Annotated in this window: 14 protein-coding genes; 10 read left to right on the forward strand and 4 right to left on the reverse strand. The window is 70.9% G+C overall.

The window, feature by feature from the left end; translation table 11 throughout:
- Nucleotides 1–259: 259 nt before the first annotated feature.
- Nucleotides 260–1,918 (forward strand): sulfatase-like hydrolase/transferase, encoded by a 1,659-nt coding sequence (locus tag AB0C15_RS24950; RefSeq protein ID WP_357355712.1) that lies wholly within the window; start codon nucleotides 260–262, stop codon nucleotides 1,916–1,918.
- A gap of 37 nt (nucleotides 1,919–1,955) precedes the next feature.
- Nucleotides 1,956–2,732 carry an FkbM family methyltransferase gene (locus tag AB0C15_RS24955; protein WP_357355714.1) on the forward strand — a complete coding sequence of 259 codons (777 nt, stop codon included), beginning with the start codon at nucleotides 1,956–1,958 and terminating at the stop codon, nucleotides 2,730–2,732.
- A gap of 40 nt (nucleotides 2,733–2,772) precedes the next feature.
- Here the strand turns inward: AB0C15_RS24955 and AB0C15_RS24960 are convergent, their stop codons facing one another.
- Entirely contained in the window at nucleotides 2,773–3,171 is a 399-nt protein-coding gene (locus AB0C15_RS24960) for an NUDIX domain-containing protein (RefSeq protein WP_357355716.1), read from the reverse strand.
- A gap of 78 nt (nucleotides 3,172–3,249) precedes the next feature.
- Here AB0C15_RS24960 and AB0C15_RS24965 point away from each other — a divergent pair, with 78 nt between their 5' ends.
- The 3 genes from AB0C15_RS24965 to AB0C15_RS24975 all read left to right on the forward strand — a co-directional run bounded on the left by AB0C15_RS24965 (nucleotide 3,250) and on the right by AB0C15_RS24975 (nucleotide 6,336).
- Nucleotides 3,250–3,669 carry an ASCH domain-containing protein gene (locus tag AB0C15_RS24965; RefSeq protein ID WP_357355718.1) on the forward strand — a complete coding sequence of 140 codons (420 nt, stop codon included), beginning with the start codon at nucleotides 3,250–3,252 and terminating at the stop codon, nucleotides 3,667–3,669.
- Nucleotides 3,670–3,736: 67 nt separating this feature from the next.
- Nucleotides 3,737–4,501, forward strand: coding sequence for an ABC transporter ATP-binding protein (locus tag AB0C15_RS24970; protein ID WP_357355720.1), 765 nt, complete (start codon nucleotides 3,737–3,739; stop codon nucleotides 4,499–4,501).
- On the forward strand, nucleotides 4,498–6,336 hold the full coding sequence (locus AB0C15_RS24975) for a hypothetical protein (RefSeq protein WP_357355722.1): 1,839 nt from the start codon (nucleotides 4,498–4,500) through the stop codon (nucleotides 6,334–6,336). The genes AB0C15_RS24970 and AB0C15_RS24975 overlap by 4 nt, the downstream gene beginning before the upstream one ends.
- 14 nt (nucleotides 6,337–6,350) lie before the next feature.
- Here the strand turns inward: AB0C15_RS24975 and AB0C15_RS24980 are convergent, their stop codons facing one another.
- On the reverse strand, nucleotides 6,351–7,100 hold the full coding sequence (locus tag AB0C15_RS24980; protein WP_357355724.1) for an alpha/beta hydrolase: 750 nt from the start codon (nucleotides 7,098–7,100) through the stop codon (nucleotides 6,351–6,353).
- A gap of 192 nt (nucleotides 7,101–7,292) precedes the next feature.
- Here AB0C15_RS24980 and AB0C15_RS24985 point away from each other — a divergent pair, with 192 nt between their 5' ends.
- The 5 genes from AB0C15_RS24985 (at nucleotide 7,293) to AB0C15_RS25005 (ending at nucleotide 14,869) form a co-directional block, all read left to right on the forward strand.
- Nucleotides 7,293–8,090, forward strand: coding sequence for a PrsW family intramembrane metalloprotease (locus AB0C15_RS24985; protein ID WP_357355726.1), 798 nt, complete (start codon nucleotides 7,293–7,295; stop codon nucleotides 8,088–8,090).
- Between the two features lie 145 nt (nucleotides 8,091–8,235).
- Nucleotides 8,236–11,511: a formate dehydrogenase gene (fdh, locus tag AB0C15_RS24990; protein WP_357355728.1), complete on the forward strand. Its 3,276-nt coding sequence runs from the start codon at nucleotides 8,236–8,238 to the stop codon at nucleotides 11,509–11,511.
- Between the two features lie 3 nt (nucleotides 11,512–11,514).
- Entirely contained in the window at nucleotides 11,515–12,558 is a 1,044-nt protein-coding gene (locus AB0C15_RS24995; protein ID WP_357355730.1) for a 4Fe-4S dicluster domain-containing protein, read from the forward strand.
- Nucleotides 12,555–13,532: an NrfD/PsrC family molybdoenzyme membrane anchor subunit gene (gene nrfD, locus AB0C15_RS25000; RefSeq protein ID WP_357355732.1), complete on the forward strand. Its 978-nt coding sequence runs from the start codon at nucleotides 12,555–12,557 to the stop codon at nucleotides 13,530–13,532. Before AB0C15_RS24995 ends, nrfD begins: the two co-directional genes overlap by 4 nt.
- A gap of 50 nt (nucleotides 13,533–13,582) precedes the next feature.
- On the forward strand, nucleotides 13,583–14,869 hold the full coding sequence (locus AB0C15_RS25005) for an OFA family MFS transporter (RefSeq protein WP_357355734.1): 1,287 nt from the start codon (nucleotides 13,583–13,585) through the stop codon (nucleotides 14,867–14,869).
- A gap of 200 nt (nucleotides 14,870–15,069) precedes the next feature.
- Here the strand turns inward: AB0C15_RS25005 and AB0C15_RS25010 are convergent, their stop codons facing one another.
- Together AB0C15_RS25010 and AB0C15_RS25015 are read right to left on the reverse strand one after the other, a co-directional pair.
- The gene (locus AB0C15_RS25010) at nucleotides 15,070–15,435 is read right to left on the reverse strand and encodes a VOC family protein (protein WP_357355736.1); all 366 of its coding nucleotides are present in this window, start codon (nucleotides 15,433–15,435) and stop codon (nucleotides 15,070–15,072) included.
- Nucleotides 15,436–15,457: 22 nt separating this feature from the next.
- Nucleotides 15,458–15,982, reverse strand: a complete 525-nt coding sequence (locus AB0C15_RS25015; RefSeq protein WP_357355738.1) for a winged helix-turn-helix domain-containing protein — start codon at nucleotides 15,980–15,982, stop codon at nucleotides 15,458–15,460.
- Nucleotides 15,983–16,133: the final 151 nt, after the last annotated feature.

Genomic DNA, 16,133 nt, shown 5'->3' on the forward strand with positions numbered 1-16,133 from the left:
TCCACGACGTCCCGGACGTACTGGTGCACGCGAGCAGCCCGGTGAGCCACAGCGCCCCGAGCCCCGCGACGGCGGCACTGGCCCAGGGTAGGACGGACGGGCGGCCCTGGGCGGACCGCCAGACGGTCGCGGTGGCCCGCCGCGGGATCGCCCGCGTCTGAGCCGCCCAGATGCCGCGCACCACGAAGATCATGGAAGGATGCCCGGGTTGTCGCTCTTGACGCGCGTACGTCGGCTGCCGAACCAGGGACGGAGGGCGATGGGGGACGACGTCCCGGACACCACCGCCACCGACGGCAGCGACGTCGAGGACCGGCCGAAGCGTTCCATCGTGGGCCGGCTGACGACCGTCCTGGCCGCGCTGCTCGTGCTGCTCGTCCTCACCCTGCCGTACGACTACGGCCGGCTCAGCCCGGCGGGGTTCGTGCGGATCCCGCTGGAGGCGCTGTTGGTCGTGGCGCTCCTGCTCGCCCTGCCGTCGCGGGGCAGCCGACTGGTCGCGACGCTCGCCGGTGTGGCGCTCGGCCTGCTGGGCCTGCTGAAGCTCCTCGACCTGGGGTTCTCCGCCGCGCTGAGCCGGGCGTTCGACCCGGTGCTCGACTGGGCGTTGCTCGACGAGGGGTTCGCCTTCCTCAGCGAGTCGTACGGCCGGCCCGCCGCCATCGGCGCCGCGGTCACCTTGGCGGTGCTGCTGGTGGCCCTGCCCACCCTGGTCACGCTGTCGGTGCGGCGACTGCGGCGGCTGGTGGTCCGGCACCGCACCGGCACCACCCGGGTCGTGGCCGCGCTCGTGGTCGTCTGGGTGGCCTGCGCCGCGTTCAACGTGCGGGTGGTCGAGGGCGTGCCGGTCGCCGACACGTCCGCGACCACCCTGGCCAACGGTCATGGCTTCCAGGTGCGCCTGCGTCTCGACGACCGTGAGACCTTCGGTGCCCTGATCGAGGCCGACAGGTTCGGTGACACCCCGGGTGACCAGCTCCTGACCGCGCTGCGCGGCAAGAACGTGGTCGTCGCCTTCGTGGAGAGCTACGGCCGGGACGCCGTCGAGGACCCGGAGTTCGCGCCGCAGGTCGGTGCGGTCCTGGACCGCGGCACCAGCGAGCTGGGCGCGGCGGGTTTCGCCGCGCAGAGCGGCTTCCTCACCTCGCCGACCTTCGGTGGCGGCAGTTGGCTCGCGCACGACACGCTGCTCTCCGGCCTCTGGATCGACAACGACCAGCGCCACCGCACCCTGCTCGCCAGCGACCGGATGACCCTCAACAGGGCCTTCCAGCGGGCGAGTTGGCAGACCGTCGGCGTGATGCCCGCCGTCACGAAGGCGTGGCCGGAGGGCTCCTTCTTCGGCTACGACCGCTTCTACAACGCGAAGACGCTCGCGTACCGTGGCCCGAAGTTCAGCTTCGGCACCCCACCCGACCAGTACACCCTGGCCAGCTGGCAACGCCTGGAGCAGGCCAAGCGCGACGGCAACGTGATGACCGAGCTGGCGCTGGTGTCGAGTCACGCGCCCTGGACGCCCGTCCCGCCGCTGCTCGACTGGGCCGACGTCGGCGACGGCGCGGTCTACCGTGGGGCCGGCGCGGGCAGGTCCGACGAGAAGCGCCGCAGCACCACCCAGATCCGCGCGGACTACCGGAAGTCCATCGAGTACACCCTCGGGTCGCTCATCTCCTATGTGCGGACCTACGGAGACGACGACCTCGTGTTCATCGTCCTCGGTGACCACCAGCCCGCCGCGGTCGTCACCGGCGACAACGCCAGTCACGACGTCCCGATCTCGATCATCACCCGGGACCGGGCCGTGCTGGACCGGATCTCCGGGTGGGGCTGGCAGGACGGGCTGAAGCCCGGGCCGCAGGCGCCGGTCTGGCGGATGGACGCCTTCCGCGACCGTTTCCTGACCGCCTTCGGCCCGTAGCCCTCGGCGACCCCTCTCACGAACTGGACCCCGACAGATGACGGCTACCACCGCAACCAGGATCGCCGCGCTCCGCACCGATCCGGCCCTGTCCTCGCTGCACCGCTCGCTCGACGTCTACTACGGCGACCCCGCGCGGGACACGAGGATGGACGCCTTCTACTCCCGCTTCGTCGGCAGCGGCGATCTCGTCTTCGACATCGGCTCCCATGTGGGCGACCACATCGGCAGCTTCCGTCGTCTCGGTGCCCGGGTCGTCGCGGTGGAACCGCAGCCGCTGTGTCTGCGGGCACTGCGGACGATCTACGCCGACGACGATCAGGTGACACTCGTCGACGCGGCCTGCGGCGCGCGCACCGGGCGTACCCGGTTGCACGTCAACTCCACGAACCCCACCGTGTCGACCGCGTCACTGGACTTCGTCCGGGCGGCGAACGGCGCGGGCGGTTGGGAGAGCGAGGTGTGGGACGCCGACATCGAGGTCCCGGTGGTCACCGTCGACGCGCTGATCGAGACGTACGGCGTGCCGACCTTCACCAAGATCGACGTCGAGGGTTTCGAGGACGAGGTGTTGGCCGGGCTGAGCCGCCCACTGCCCGCGCTCTCGTTCGAGTTCACCACCATCGCGCGTGCGGTCGCCCACCGCTGTCTCGACCGGCTGACAGCGCTCGGCTTCGCCGGCTTCGACGTCGCGTTGGGCGACGACAAGTCGATGACCTTCCGACGCTGGGTGTCCGCCACCGACCTGGCGACACACCTCGACGACCTGCCGCACGCCGCGAACGCCGGCGACGTGTACTGCGTGAGCCGCTGACCGGGAACCCACCACCTGGCCGTAGCCGGGGGTGCGGCGGCTAGATCATGCGCAGGGCCAGCGCGGCGGAGACCGCCAACTCGCGGTCGAACACCTGATCCCGGGGAACGAACACCATCGCCTGCCCCTCACCGAGGACGACGTCCTCCTGTTGGGCGGTGGTGGTGCCGTGGAACACGTGGACGGTCACCGTGTGCGGGAAACCGGCTTCGTACGGACGCGGACCGCTCCACAGCGGGTGCAGCGTTTCCGCGGTCAGGCCCGTCTCCTCCACCAGTTCGCGGTGGGCCGCCTCCTCCGGGGACTCGCCCGGCTCGACGTGGCCGCCCGGCAGGCTCCACTGACCCGGCGAGACGGGTGCGTCGTCGTCGCGGTGCTGGAGCAGCACCGCGCCCGACGGGTCGACGAGCAGCACGAGGGCGACGTCATAGGTGGCCATGACGAGACGGTGCCACGTCGCCGGGAGCATGTCGACGACTGTGGCGCCCTGGCGCGACGGGGCGCGTACCCTGCGCGGATGGACCTCGATGATCTTCCGCTTGCCGAGTTCGCGTTTCCGGGGCCACTACGAGACAAACTGGTAGGTGCGATCCTGTCCGGGGCGAAGACCTCGACGACCGGCCTGCTCGCCGGTTACGAGTGCGCCAACGAGCCGCTGCCCGAGGTGGGTCAGCTCTCGGCAGTGGTGGACTCCGCAGGCCGGCGGGTCGCGGCCATCGAGCTGACCGACGTCCGGGTGATCCGGCTCGCCGACGTCGACCTGTCACACGCCCTAGCCGAGGGGGAGGGCGACGAGTCGGTGGCGCAGTGGCGGGCGGGGCACGAGACGTTCTGGCACAGCGCCGAGGTGCGCGCCGAGCTTGGCGATCCGACGTTCACGGTCGACGACGACACCCGGGTGGTGACCGAGCGCTTCCGGCTGGTGCACGTCGTCTGAGCATCAACACTCCACTGTGGATGACTGACGGGTCACGGCACCGTCCAAGGTCACCTATGCTCGGCGCGTGATCCCCCCGGCACTCGAGATCCGCGGCCTGGTCAAGACCTTCGCGGCGCATCGCGCGGTGGACGGCGTCGATCTGACCGTCCACCCCGGCACCTTCCACGGCATCGTCGGGCCCAACGGCGCCGGCAAGTCCACCACCATCGGAATGGCCGTCGGCCTGGTCACCCCGGACGCGGGGCAGATCCGGGTCCTCGGCCACGACGCGCTGCGCGAGCGGGGCCTGACCCGCGCGCTGACCGGCGTACTGCCCGACGGCCTCGACTTCCCGGAACGCCTCACCGGCGCCGAACTGCTGCGCTACAGCGCCGGCCTGCGCGGGCTGCCCCGGGCCGCGGCGACCGACCGGGCCGCCGAACTGATCGACGTGCTCGGCCTGGCCAAGGGCGCCGGCACCCCGCTGGCTGACTGCTCCACCGGCACCCGCAAGAAGCTCGGGCTCGCCCAGGCGCTGCTGCACGCGCCCCGGCTGCTCGTGCTCGACGAACCGTTCGAGGCGGTCGACCCGGTCTCCGCGGCCACCATCCGCCGGGTGCTGCGCCGGTTCGTGGCCGGCGGCGGCACGTGCGTGCTGTCCACCCACTCGATGCTGCTCGTCGAGCAGATGTGCGACGAGGTCACCGTGATCCATCAGGGCCGGGTGGTCGCCGCCGGAACGGTCGCCGACGTCGCCGCCGGCAGCAGCCTGGAGGACCGGTTCGTCGAACTGGTCGGCGCCGAGGCCGCTGGCAGCGCCGGCCTGGACTGGCTGACCGAGGCGCGATGAGCACCCGACCCGTCGCCGCCGGCCCACTGGGCGGCACCCTCGGCGCGATCGCGGTGCCAGCCCGGATGCGCGCGACGATGCTGCGCCGCTCACTGCGTGAGCACCCCGGGCCCACGGTGGCCGGCCTGGTCGGTCTCCTCGCCGCCGCCTGGTTGATCCGGTACGCGCTCCGCGGCGACCCGCACACCCTCGGTCTGCTCGTCGGGGCGTGGGTTGTCGGTTGGATCGTGCTGCCACTCCTGCTCGGCGGCGGACGCGGCCGGGTCCGTCCGGTGCACCTGCGGTTGGAGCCGATCGGCGGCGCACCAGCCGCGCTCGGTCTGCTCGCCGCATCGGCGATCGGCGTCGGTCCGGCCGTCTCGCTGGTGGCGCTCGCCGCGCTGCCCGTGCACGCCGCCCGATACGGCGCTGTCGCGGTGGTCGTGACCGCCTGCGGCGCGGTGCTGCTCTGGCTCCTCGGGCTGATCGGCTCGGCCATCGCGCTGGAGATCGTCGGGCACGCCGGCGGCCCGGCCGGGGCGCTCCTCACCGGCGTCTTCACCGGGACGGCGATGGGCGTGGCCGGGTCGCTCTGGGCGGTCTTCCCGTGGGTGTCGGTCCTGCTCGTGGCAGCGCCGGAGCAGGTGGTCCGGGCCATGGCGTACGTGCCGACTGGTTGGCCGGTCGCCGCCGTCACCGGGTCGACCGGGCACGGTGTGCGGTTGATGGCGACCCTGGTGGGCGTGGTGGCGCTCTGCGCCGCCGCGTACATCATGCTGGTCCGAAGGGTGATCGCGGCTGGCGTGCCGTTCCGGCCGCGCCGGACCACGGCGATGTCACCGGCCGCCGCCGTGCGCGACCGGCTGGGGTGGGTGCCGGCGGCGACGCGGGCGGTCGCCGGCCGTGAGGTGCGGGCCTGGGCGCGGCATCCGCTGCGGTTGCAGTACCTGGCGTTCGCGGTGGTGTACGGCGCGCTGCTCGCCGGCCTGCCGCTGCTGTCCGACGTCGACGTGCTGCTGCCCTGGGCCGGGCCGCTCGCGGTGCTCGGCGCGGCGGCCATGTCGGCCGGGCTGGTCGGCCTGGACGGCACCGCGCTGTGGCTGCCGTTCACCACGCCCGGTGGTGAACGGGCCGAGGTCCGGGGTCGAGCCGTGGCGTGGTTGGTGGTGGTCACCCCGATCGGGTTGGCGCTCACCGTCGCGGGCGTCCTGCTCGCACCCGACGTCGATCCGCTCGCCGCGCTCTGCACTCTGCCGGCCCTGCTCGGCGCGGGCGCCGCGGTGCCGGTGTGGGTGTCGCTGCTACGGGTGCGCCCGGTGGCCGACCCGCGACACCCCACCGCGGCGGACAACCCGACCGACATCGTCAGCGTGCTCGTCGCCACGGCGGCGGGGCTGCTCGCCGCGACGCCGGTGCTCGCGCTGGTGGTCTGGGGTCCGCCCGAGGTGGCCTGGCTGCTGCCGCTGGTCGGGCTACTGTCCGGTGCGGCGGCGTACGGCGGCGGCGTCTGGTTGGCCGACGAGCGCCTCGCCCGGCGCGGGACCGACGTGCTCGCCGCCGCAGGCAGGCGAAGCCGGCCTGCGGAGACGGTGCTTCCGCTGACGTGGGACGTGCGCTGGTACCGGGAGAACAGGTCGACCGCGTGGGCACTGGTGCTGCTGACCGTGGGGTGGATCCCGGTGATCCCGCAGGGCGTGCTGCCGCTGGCCTTCGGAATGGACGGTGCGTGGATCGTGGCCGGTCACCTGGACGGCGGCGCACGCACCACGGTGGCGCTGGTGATGGTCGGCCTGGGCGTCGCGATGCTGCTCACCGGCCTGGTGCTGTGGGATCGTCGACCGCAGCCGGCGGCGTGAGCCGTGACGGCTGGCTAGCCCTTGGTGGCGCGGGCGGCGGTGTCGATGAAGTCGGCGACGGGGCCGGGTTGCGAGACTGCCACGGCGTGCGACGCCTCGACCTCGATCGTGGTGGACCCGGCCCGCTCGGCCATGAAGCGTTGCAGGTCCGGCGGGATGCCCTGGTCCTGGGTGCTGACCAGGGTCCAGGACGGGATGGTCTTCCAGGCGGCCTTGGTCACGGACCCGCTCTGCGCGTGTTCGGTGGCCGGCCGCTGGGTGACCGCCATCAACTCGGCGACGTCAGGGGCGACGTCGGCGGCGAACACCGCCGGAAACTTGTCTTGATAAATGTACTGATCCATGCCCGTGCTGCCGTCGCTGAGACGAAAGGGAACCATTTTGATCGCGGTGCCCAGTTGACTTCCGGGGTACTTCATCGTCAAGGCGAGCACGCTCTCGCCGACGTCCGGGCTGATACTGGCGACGAACACCAGGGCCTTGACATTAGCGGCGCCGTCGGCGGCCTCGGTCATCACCGCTCCGCCGTAGGAGTGAGCGGCCATCACTACCGGACCATCGATGGCGTCCAGGACGGACCGCACGTAGGCCGCGTCCTCCTGCACACCACGCAGCGGGTTCGCGACGGCGATGACCGGGTAACCCCGACGCCGGAGATTCGCGATCACACCATTCCAGCTCGACGAGTCGGCGAACGCCCCGTGCACGAGCACAATTGTGGGCTGCCCCGATTCTTTGCCGGGCACCTCAGGGTTGGCGCTCACTCAGCATCACCTTTCCTGAAATCGCACTGCCGCTGGGATGGAACGACATGCGGGGGCTGGTGTGGTCCAGCACCAGTATTCAGCACGACCGGATCCTCTTTCGGCGATTCGTCAGACGGGTGGATCCACCTGACCTCGGCAACTGGCAGCCGGGGCTGGTTTTCCCCACCGTGGTCCGCCACACTGCGCGGTATGCGTGATCGTTGGCGCCGGTGGGCGTGGGTCGGGGTGCTCGTCATCGGGCTGATCCTCTACTTGGCGGTGCTGCGGACCCTGGTCAGCACCAAGAATCCGAACTTCGTGCCAGCGTTGATCCTGCTCGGGGCCACGCTGGTGCCGTTGACGTTCCTGACGTTCGCGCAGGCCCGTACCGGGCGGTGGCAGGTGCCGGCGTCGGCGTTGGCGACGTCGGCGTTCTTCGGCGGCGTGATCGGCACGGTGGTCGCCGGCACCCTGGAGTACGACACCCTGCGCGGCCTCGGCACGCTGCCGATGCTGTTCGTGGCGCTCATCGAGGAGTCGGCGAAGCTGATCGTCCCGGTGGTGCTGCTGTTCACGGTGGTGGCCCAGCATCGGCGTCGGGTGCCCTCGGACGGACTGGTCATCGGTGTCGCGGCAGGCATGGGGTTCGCCGCGCTGGAGACGATGGGGTATGCGTTCAGCGCGCTGCTGAGTTCACAGGGCAACATCGGCGCGGTGGAGCAGACGCTCTTCATCCGGGGCCTCACGGCGCCCGCCGGTCACACCGCCTGGACCGGGCTGACCGCCGGCGCGCTCTGGGCGTTGCTGGCCAGCCCGAGCGTCCGCCGACTTGTCGGGTTCATCGGCACGTTCGTGGGCGTCGTCGTCCTGCACACCCTCTGGGACACGTTCACCGGTTCGCTGGTCTTCGTCGTGGTGGCGATCGCGAGCATCGGCTGGCTCTTCTGGGAGTTGCACCGCTACCGGACCTTCAACGACCACCCGGTCGGCGAGCTGCAACCGCACTGACCATCGCCGTACCCCATGCCTCTCCCGGCCCGCGTCGCAGGGCCGGGGGAGGCATGACTGTTGGTGATACCGCTGCGACCGGGACCGCGCCTCATCTACCGTCAGAGTGTTCATATTTGACGGTATTGGTGGGAAAGGTGCGGCGATGGGGGTGCGTAGCTGGTTCGAGGGTTGGCCGGTCTACCGCCAGCTCACCGGCACGGACCCGCTGGGTCGGGGTTTGGCGGCGAAGTCCGCCGGGTCCCGTGCGCTCACCGCCCGCACCGAGACCGCCGACTCGATGGCACGGTCGGTCTGTCCGTACTGCGCGGTGGGTTGTGGCCAGCGGGTGTTCGTCAAGGACGGGCGGGTCAGTCAGATCGAGGGCGACCCGGACAGTCCGATCTCGCGGGGTCGGCTCTGCCCGAAGGGTTCGGCGAGCAAGAGCCTGGTCACCAGCCCGCTGCGACGGACCACGGTCCGCTACCGGCGTCCGTACGGCACCGAGTGGGAGGACCTCGACCTCGACACGGCGATGAACATGATCGCCGATCGGGTCCTGGCCGCCCGGAACGAGACCTGGGAGGACGTCGACGCCGAGGGGCGACCGCTCAACCGGACGCTCGGCATCTCCAGCCTGGGTGGGGCGACGCTGGACAACGAGGAGAACTACCTCATCAAGAAGTTGTTCACCGCGATGGGGGCGCTCCAGATCGAGAACCAGGCCCGTATTTGACACTCCGCCACCGTCCCCGGTCTGGGGACCAGCTTCGGTCGTGGCGGCGCCACCCAGTTCCAACAGGACCTGTCGAACTCCGACGTCATCGTCATCCAGGGTTCGAACATGGCCGAGGCGCACCCGGTCGGTTTCCAGTGGGTAATGGAGGCCAAGCGTCGCGGCGCGAAGGTCTTCCACGTCGACCCGCGGTTCACCCGCACCAGCGCGTTGGCCGACTCGTACCTGCCGATCCGCGCGGGCACCGACATCGCGCTGCTCGGCGGGGTGATCCGCTACATCCTCGACAACGAGCTGGACTTCCGGGAGTACGTGGTCGCCTACACCAACGCGGCGACGATCGTGACCGAGGAGTTCGTCGACACCGAGGACCTGCACGGGCTCTTCTCCGGCTTCCAGGAGAAGAACGCCTCCTACGACCAGACCAGTTGGCGCTACGAGGGCCACGGGCGGGGCGAGACGACCCGCGACACCGAGATCCAGCGTGAGACCGGGGCCGGGCTGGAGCACGAGTCACACGGTGCACCGGTCGGTGGCGAGACCGAACGCGACGAGACGTTGCAGCACCCGCGCTGCGTCTACCAGATCCTCAAGCGGCACTACGCCCGCTACACCCCGGAGATGGTGGAGCGGGTCTGCGGCATCCCGCAGGAGAAGTTCCTGGAGTTGGCGCAGGCATGGACGGAGAACTCCGGCCGGGACCGCACCGGGATGCTCGTCTACTCGGTGGGGTGGACCCAGCACAGCGTGGGTGTGCAGTACATCCGTACCGGCGCGATCATCCAGTTGTTGTTGGGCAACATGGGTCGCCCGGGTGGTGGGGTGATGGCCCTGCGGGGGCACGCCAGCATCCAGGGCTCCACCGACATTCCGACGCTGTTCAACCTGCTGCCGGGTTACCTCCCGATGCCACACCACGCCAACCACCCGACGCTCGACAAGTGGGTGGACAGCATCCGGCACCCCGGCCAGAAGGGCTTCTGGGGCAACGCCCGCACCTACGGCGTCAACCTGCTCAAGGCGTACTGGGGCGACGCGGCCACCGCCGAGAACGACTACTGCTACGGCTACATGCCGCGGATGACCGGTGACCACGGCACCTACCAGCAGGTCCTCGACATGATCGACGGGAAGATCAAGGGGTACTTCCTGCTCGGGCAGAACCCTGCGGTCGGCTCGGCGCACGGTCGGGCGCAGCGGCTCGGGATGGCCAACCTCGACTGGTTGGTGGTCCGCGACCTGTTCGAGATCGAGAGCGCCACCTTCTGGAAGAACGCGCCGGAGATCGAGACCGGCGAGATCGTGACGGCCGAGTGCCGCACCGAGGTGTTCTTCCTGCCCGCCGCCTCGCACGTGGAGAAGGAAGGAACCTTCACCCAGACGCAGCGGCTGTTGCAGTGGCGGGAGAAGGCCGTCGAGCCGCCGGGCGACGCCCGTTCCGAACTGTGGTTCTTCTACCACCTCGGGCGCATCGTCCGGGAGCGGTTGGCGGCGTCCACCACGCCGCGCGACCGGGCGCTGCTCGACCTCACCTGGGACTACCCGACGCACGGTCCGCACGCGGAGCCGAGCGCCGAGGCGGTGCTGCGCGAGATCAACGGGTACGACGTGGCGACCGGCCGACCGCTGGCGTCGTTCACTGAGATGAAGGACGACGGTTCCACCGTCGGCGGCTGCTGGATCTACACCGGGGTGTACGCCGACGGCGTCAACCAGGCCGCCCGCCGCAAACCCGGCGCGGAGCAGTCCCTGGTGGCCCCCGAGTGGGGTTGGGCGTGGCCGGCGAACCGGCGCATCCTCTACAACCGCGCGTCCGCCGACCCGGACGGGAACCCGTGGTCCGAGCGCAAGCGGTACGTGTGGTGGGACGCGGAGAAGGGCGAGTGGACCGGCTACGACGTGCCGGACTTCGAGAAGACAAAACCGCCGTCCTACCGGCCGGAGGACGACGCCTCGGGGGTGGCGGGCATCGCCGGTGACGACCCGTTCATCCTTCAGGGCGACGGTAAGGGCTGGCTGTACGCCCCCACCGGGGTGCTCGACGGGCCGCTGCCGACGCACTACGAGCCGGTGGAGTCGCCGGTGCGCAACCCGCTCTACCGGCAGCAGGCCAACCCGACCCGCAAGGTCTACACGCACCCGATCAACACGCTCAACCCGAGCCCGCCGGAGCCGTACAGCCAGGTGTTCCCGTACGTGTTCACGGTCAGCCGGCTCACCGAGCACCACACCGCGGGTGCGATGAGCCGGACGGTGTCGCCCCTCGCGGAGCTGCAACCGGAGATGTTCGTCGAGGTGTCGCCGGAGTTGGCGGCCGAACGCGGGCTCCAGCACCTGGACTTCGCCCACCTGGTGACCGCCCGGGCGGCCATCGAGGCGAAGGTGCTGGTCACCGACCGGCTCACCCCGCTGCGGGTGGACGGTCGGGTCATCCACCAGGTGTGGTTGCCGTACCACTTCGGTTTCGAGGGTCTGGTGACCGGCGACTCGGCCAACGACCTGTTCGGCATCAGCCTGGACCCGAACGTGCTGATCCAGGAGAGCAAGGTCGGCACCTGCGACATCCGACCCGGACGCCGCCCCCGGGGTCGGCGACTGCGAGAACTCGTCATCGACTACCGGCGGCGCTCCGGGGACCTCAACCCGCACTACCCACCGCAGGTCACGACCGACTCCGCCGACAGCGGCCCGGACCAGGAGGTCTGACCCATGCCCCACGCCAACGCTCTGTACGGCCCGCTGGACCCGGCGCCCGATGCCGGCTACGAGGATCCGCCGCCGCGGATGGGGTTCTTCACCGATACCAGTGTCTGCATCGGTTGTAAGGCCTGTGAGGTTGCCTGCAAGGAGTGGAACGGGGTTCCGGAGAGCGGGTTGGACCTGCTCGGCATGTCGTACGACAACACCGGGGCGTTGACCGCGAACTCGTGGCGACACGTCGCGTTCGTCGAGCAGCCCCGTCGGGCCGGTCTGGCGACCCCGGCGTTCGACGGCAACCCGGACGGGCCGGCGATCAGCCCGGCGACGGCCGCGATGGGGGCGCGTACCCACACCGACACCGGCACCGACCCGGGCCTGCCCGCCGGCTCGCCCGCGGCGGCGGCCCGGATGTCGGCCGGCCCGGAGTTCCTGGGGATGCCGGGGGCGCAGCCGCCGGGCCGGGGGTCGGGCGTCGAGGGGCGGACGGATTTCCGCTGGTTGATGATGTCGGACGTCTGTAAGCACTGCACGCATGCGGCGTGTCTGGATGTGTGTCCGACGGGTTCGTTGTTCCGGACCGAGTTCGGGACGGTGGTGGTGCAGGAGGACATCTGCAACGGGTGTGGGTACTGCATCTCGGCGTGTCCGTACGGGGTGATCGATCAGCGTAAGGACGATGGTCGGGCGTGGAAGTGCACGTTGTGCTACGACCGGTTGGGTGCGGGGATGACGCCGGCGTGTGCGCAGGCGTGTCCGACCGAGTCGATCCAGTACGGGCCCCTGGACGAGTTGCGGGAGCGGGCCGCGACGCGGGTGGCGACGTTGCGGGGCAGGGGGGTGCCGGAGGCGCGTCTGTACGGGCACGACCCGAACGACGGGGTGGGTGGTGACGGGGCGTTCTTCCTGCTGCTGGACGAGCCGGAGGTGTACGGGCTGCCACCGGACCCGGTGGTGACCACCCGCGACCTGACCGCCATGTGGAAACACGCCGGCGCCGCCGCCCTGGCGATGGCCGCCGCCACGGTGGTCGCGTTCCTGGGCAGGCGGCGGTGACCCGCGACGGTGAGCAGCTCACCGTGCCGAAGGTCGACTTCACCTCCTACTACGGGCGCCCGATCCTCAAACCGCCGGTCTGGAAGCGCGACATCGCCGGTTACCTGTTCACCGGGGGCCTCGCCGCCGGGGGAGCGCTCATCGGGGCGGGTGCCCAGCTCACCGGGCGGCCGGCGCTGCGGCAGGTGGGGCGGTGGACGGCCCTCGGCGGCGTCACCGCGAGCGCGTACCTGCTGGTGCACGACCTCGGCCGACCGAGCCGGTTCCACCACATGCTCCGGGTCGTCAAGCTGACCTCGCCGATGTCGGTCGGCACCTGGATCCTCACCGCGTTCGGCCCGGCCGCCGGCGTGGCCGCGGTCGCCGAACTGGCGCCACGGCTACCCGAGCACGGCGTCCTCGGTCTCGCCCGCCGGCTGGCGCCGACGGTCGGTGACGTCGCCGGGCTGGCCGCCGCGGTCTCCGCTCCGGCGCTCGCCACGTACACCGGGGTGCTGCTCGCCGACACCGCCGTGCCCGCCTGGCACGAGGCGTACCCCTTCCTGCCGTTCGTCTTCGGTGGTAGCGCGCTCGCCGCCGCCACCGGGGTCGGCCTCATCGCGGCGCCCGCCACCCAGACCGCCCCGCTGCGGCGACTCGCCGTCGTCGCGGCGACCGTCAAGTATCTCGGCGGACGCCGGATAGAGCGCTTGGGCCTGCCCGGCGAGCCCTACCGGCAGGGGCGCAGCGGTCGGCTGGTCCGGGCCGGAGACGTGCTGCTCGGCGTGGGCACCGTGGCCGCGCTGTTCAGCCGGCGCAGCCGACTGATGTCGGTGCTCTCCGGGGCGGCGCTCGTCGCGTCGTCCGTCGCCACCCGCCTCGGCGTGTTCGAGGCCGGGATGGCATCGGCGCGGGACCCGAAGTACACCGTCGTGCCGCAACGGCAGCGGCGCGACCGCAGGGAGGGCCGGCCACCGGCCGAACAGGGGACATAGCTCGACCGGCAGGAGCCAGCCAGTGAGCCGACAGACGGGGGACTCAGCTCATGGCACACACCGCAACTGATCCAGGAAGATCCACACCGACGCGCGGGCGGTGGGGTCTCGTCGTCGCCGCAGTGCTCGTCCAGCTCGCGCTCGGCGCGGTGTACGCGTGGAGCGTGTTCAACAAGCCGCTCCAGGACGAGTTCGGCTGGGCCAAGTGGGAGGCGGTGCTGCCGTTCGAGGTGGCGATCGGAACGATCTTCATAGGTAGCCTGGTCGGTGGCCGCATCCAGGACCGGCGCGGACCACGCCCGGTCGCGCTCGGCGGCGGCGTGCTCTACGCGGTCGGCAACATGCTGGCCTCGCTCACGTCGTCGGCGGACGACCTCTGGTTGCTCGTGCTCACGTACGGCGTGCTCGGTGGCATCGGCCTGGGGGCCGCCTACATCACCCCGATCGCCATGCTCGCCAAGTGGTTCCCGGACCGGCGCGGTCTGATCACCGGCATCGCGGTCGCCGGGTTCGGCTTCGGCGCGGTGATCGTCGCACCGGTGGCGAAACGGCTGCTCAACGGCACCGGCGACCCCACGCACGTGTTCTTCCCGCTGGGCCTTGCGTACCTGATCGCGATCCTGCTCGGGGCGTCCTTCTTCCGGAACCCGCCGACGGGCTACCAGGTGCCCGGGTTCACCCCGAAGACCACCGGCCGGGCCCTCGCCGGCACCCGCGTCTACACACTGCGCGAGGCGTTGCGCACCCGGCAGTGGTACATGCTCACCGGCATCCTCGCGCTCAACGTGGCCTGCGGCATCGCGCTGATCTCCCAGGCGTCGGACGCCGCCCAGGTCATCACCGGGGCGAGTGCGGCGACCGCCGCCACCCTGGTCGGCGTCCTCGGTCTGTTCAACGGCGCCGGACGGGTGGCGTGGGCGTGGTTGTCCGACCGCACCGGGCGGATGCCCGCGTTCATCGGGATGCTGCTGTTGCAGGCCATCGCCTTCTTCATCCTGCCGCACGCCGCGTCGCTGGCGCTCTTCGCGGTTCTCGCCGCGCTTGTCTACCTCGCCTACGGCGGAGGCTTCGGCACGATGCCCGCTACCGCCGCGGACTACTTCGGCACACCCAACGGCGGTGCCATCTACGGGGCGATGATCGTGGCGTGGAGCCTCGGGGGAGTGGTCGGCCCTCTTGTCACGTCGCTGCTCTACGAGGCGAGCGGCAAGAGCTACACGCTGCCGTTCACGGTCATCGCGATCGTTGCCCTGGTCGCACTGGTGCTGCCACCGATCACCCGGATGCCCTCCGAGCCCGGGCTACCCCAGTCCCTCGGCGGCGGCAAAGGCCGCTGACCATCCCGGCCCCGCCCTGCCCTGCCCCAACCCTCCACCCCGGCGATCATGGAGTTGTGGTGGGATATAAATCCTGATTTGTGCACCAAGTCAGGCACCACAACTCCTTGATCGACGGGGGGCAGGGGGGTGAGGGCGCGGGGCGGGGCGGCGCGGGGCGGGGCGGGGCGGGGCGGGGCGGGGCGGCGGGGGTGGATGGGTTAGTCGTCGCGGGCGAAGTCGCCCTTCGGCGCGATGATCTCGAGGTTCGTGCCGTCCGGGTCGTTGAAGTACGCGACCTCGGTGCCGACCGCCGCCGGCGGGTTCACCTCGCCGGACGCGAACGTGTACGGCTGCCCGAGGAACTCGAACCCGGCCTCGCTCATCCGCTCGTGGACGGCGCGTACGTCGTCGACGTGGAAGCACAGGTGCATCGAGCCGGGCCGGTTGGCGGCCACCTGGGCGGTGTCGCCGACCGGCTCCTGGAACTGGATCAGGTCGATCCCGAGGTTGTCGAGGTTGAACGTGGCGTACCGCAGTTTCGTGGTCGGCAGCCCCTGCGACTGCGCGAACCCGGCACCGTGCATGCTCTCGTCCCGGACGACGGCGTCAGGCCCGTTCGACGCGCGCCTGCTGGTGGTCGGTCAGCCGCAGCCCCACCCCGCGCACGACGTCGATGGTGGCCCCGGTGCCCAGGTCGTGCAGCTTGCGACGTAGTCGCTTCACCAACGACTGCACGTCCGCCTTGCGTTCGCGGCCCTCGTCGCCCCAGACGGAGCGGTGCAGCTCGGCGTAGCTCCAGACCCGGGCTGGCTCGGTGACCAGGCAGGTCAGCAGGTCGTGTTCCAGCCGGGTGAGGTCGACCTCACGTTCTCCGCAGCGGGCGCTGGAGCGGGCCGAGTCGATCACCAGGGCGGTGACCGGTGCCGCTTCCGGCTGGGCGGCCACCTGCTGCGGGGCGGCGATCAGCCGACGCAGCTCGTCGAGGTCGGCGACCAGCAGCAGCGGTGCGATGCCGTCGAGAAGCTCGGCGAGCCGGATGCGCTCGGCCGGCGACGGGGTCACCGCGATCAGCAGGGGGAACGGCTCGTCGGCCGGCTCGCCCCTGTCCACCGTTGCCTCGTCCTTCGCCACCGCACCTTCCGGGATCGATGGGCATCCCTGCCCAACTCTCGTCACGGTCCTGACAATGATTGGCAAGCGCGTCGCCAGCCAGGGCGACTCTTAGCGACAAGTTGCTCACGGCAAGTTCTTGATCGTCCGTTCTTCTCGATCATAGTGTCCA

Origin of the sequence: Micromonospora sp. NPDC048835 (genome assembly GCF_040649995.1) — a bacterium.
Classification (GTDB): Bacteria; Actinomycetota; Actinomycetes; order Mycobacteriales; family Micromonosporaceae; genus Micromonospora.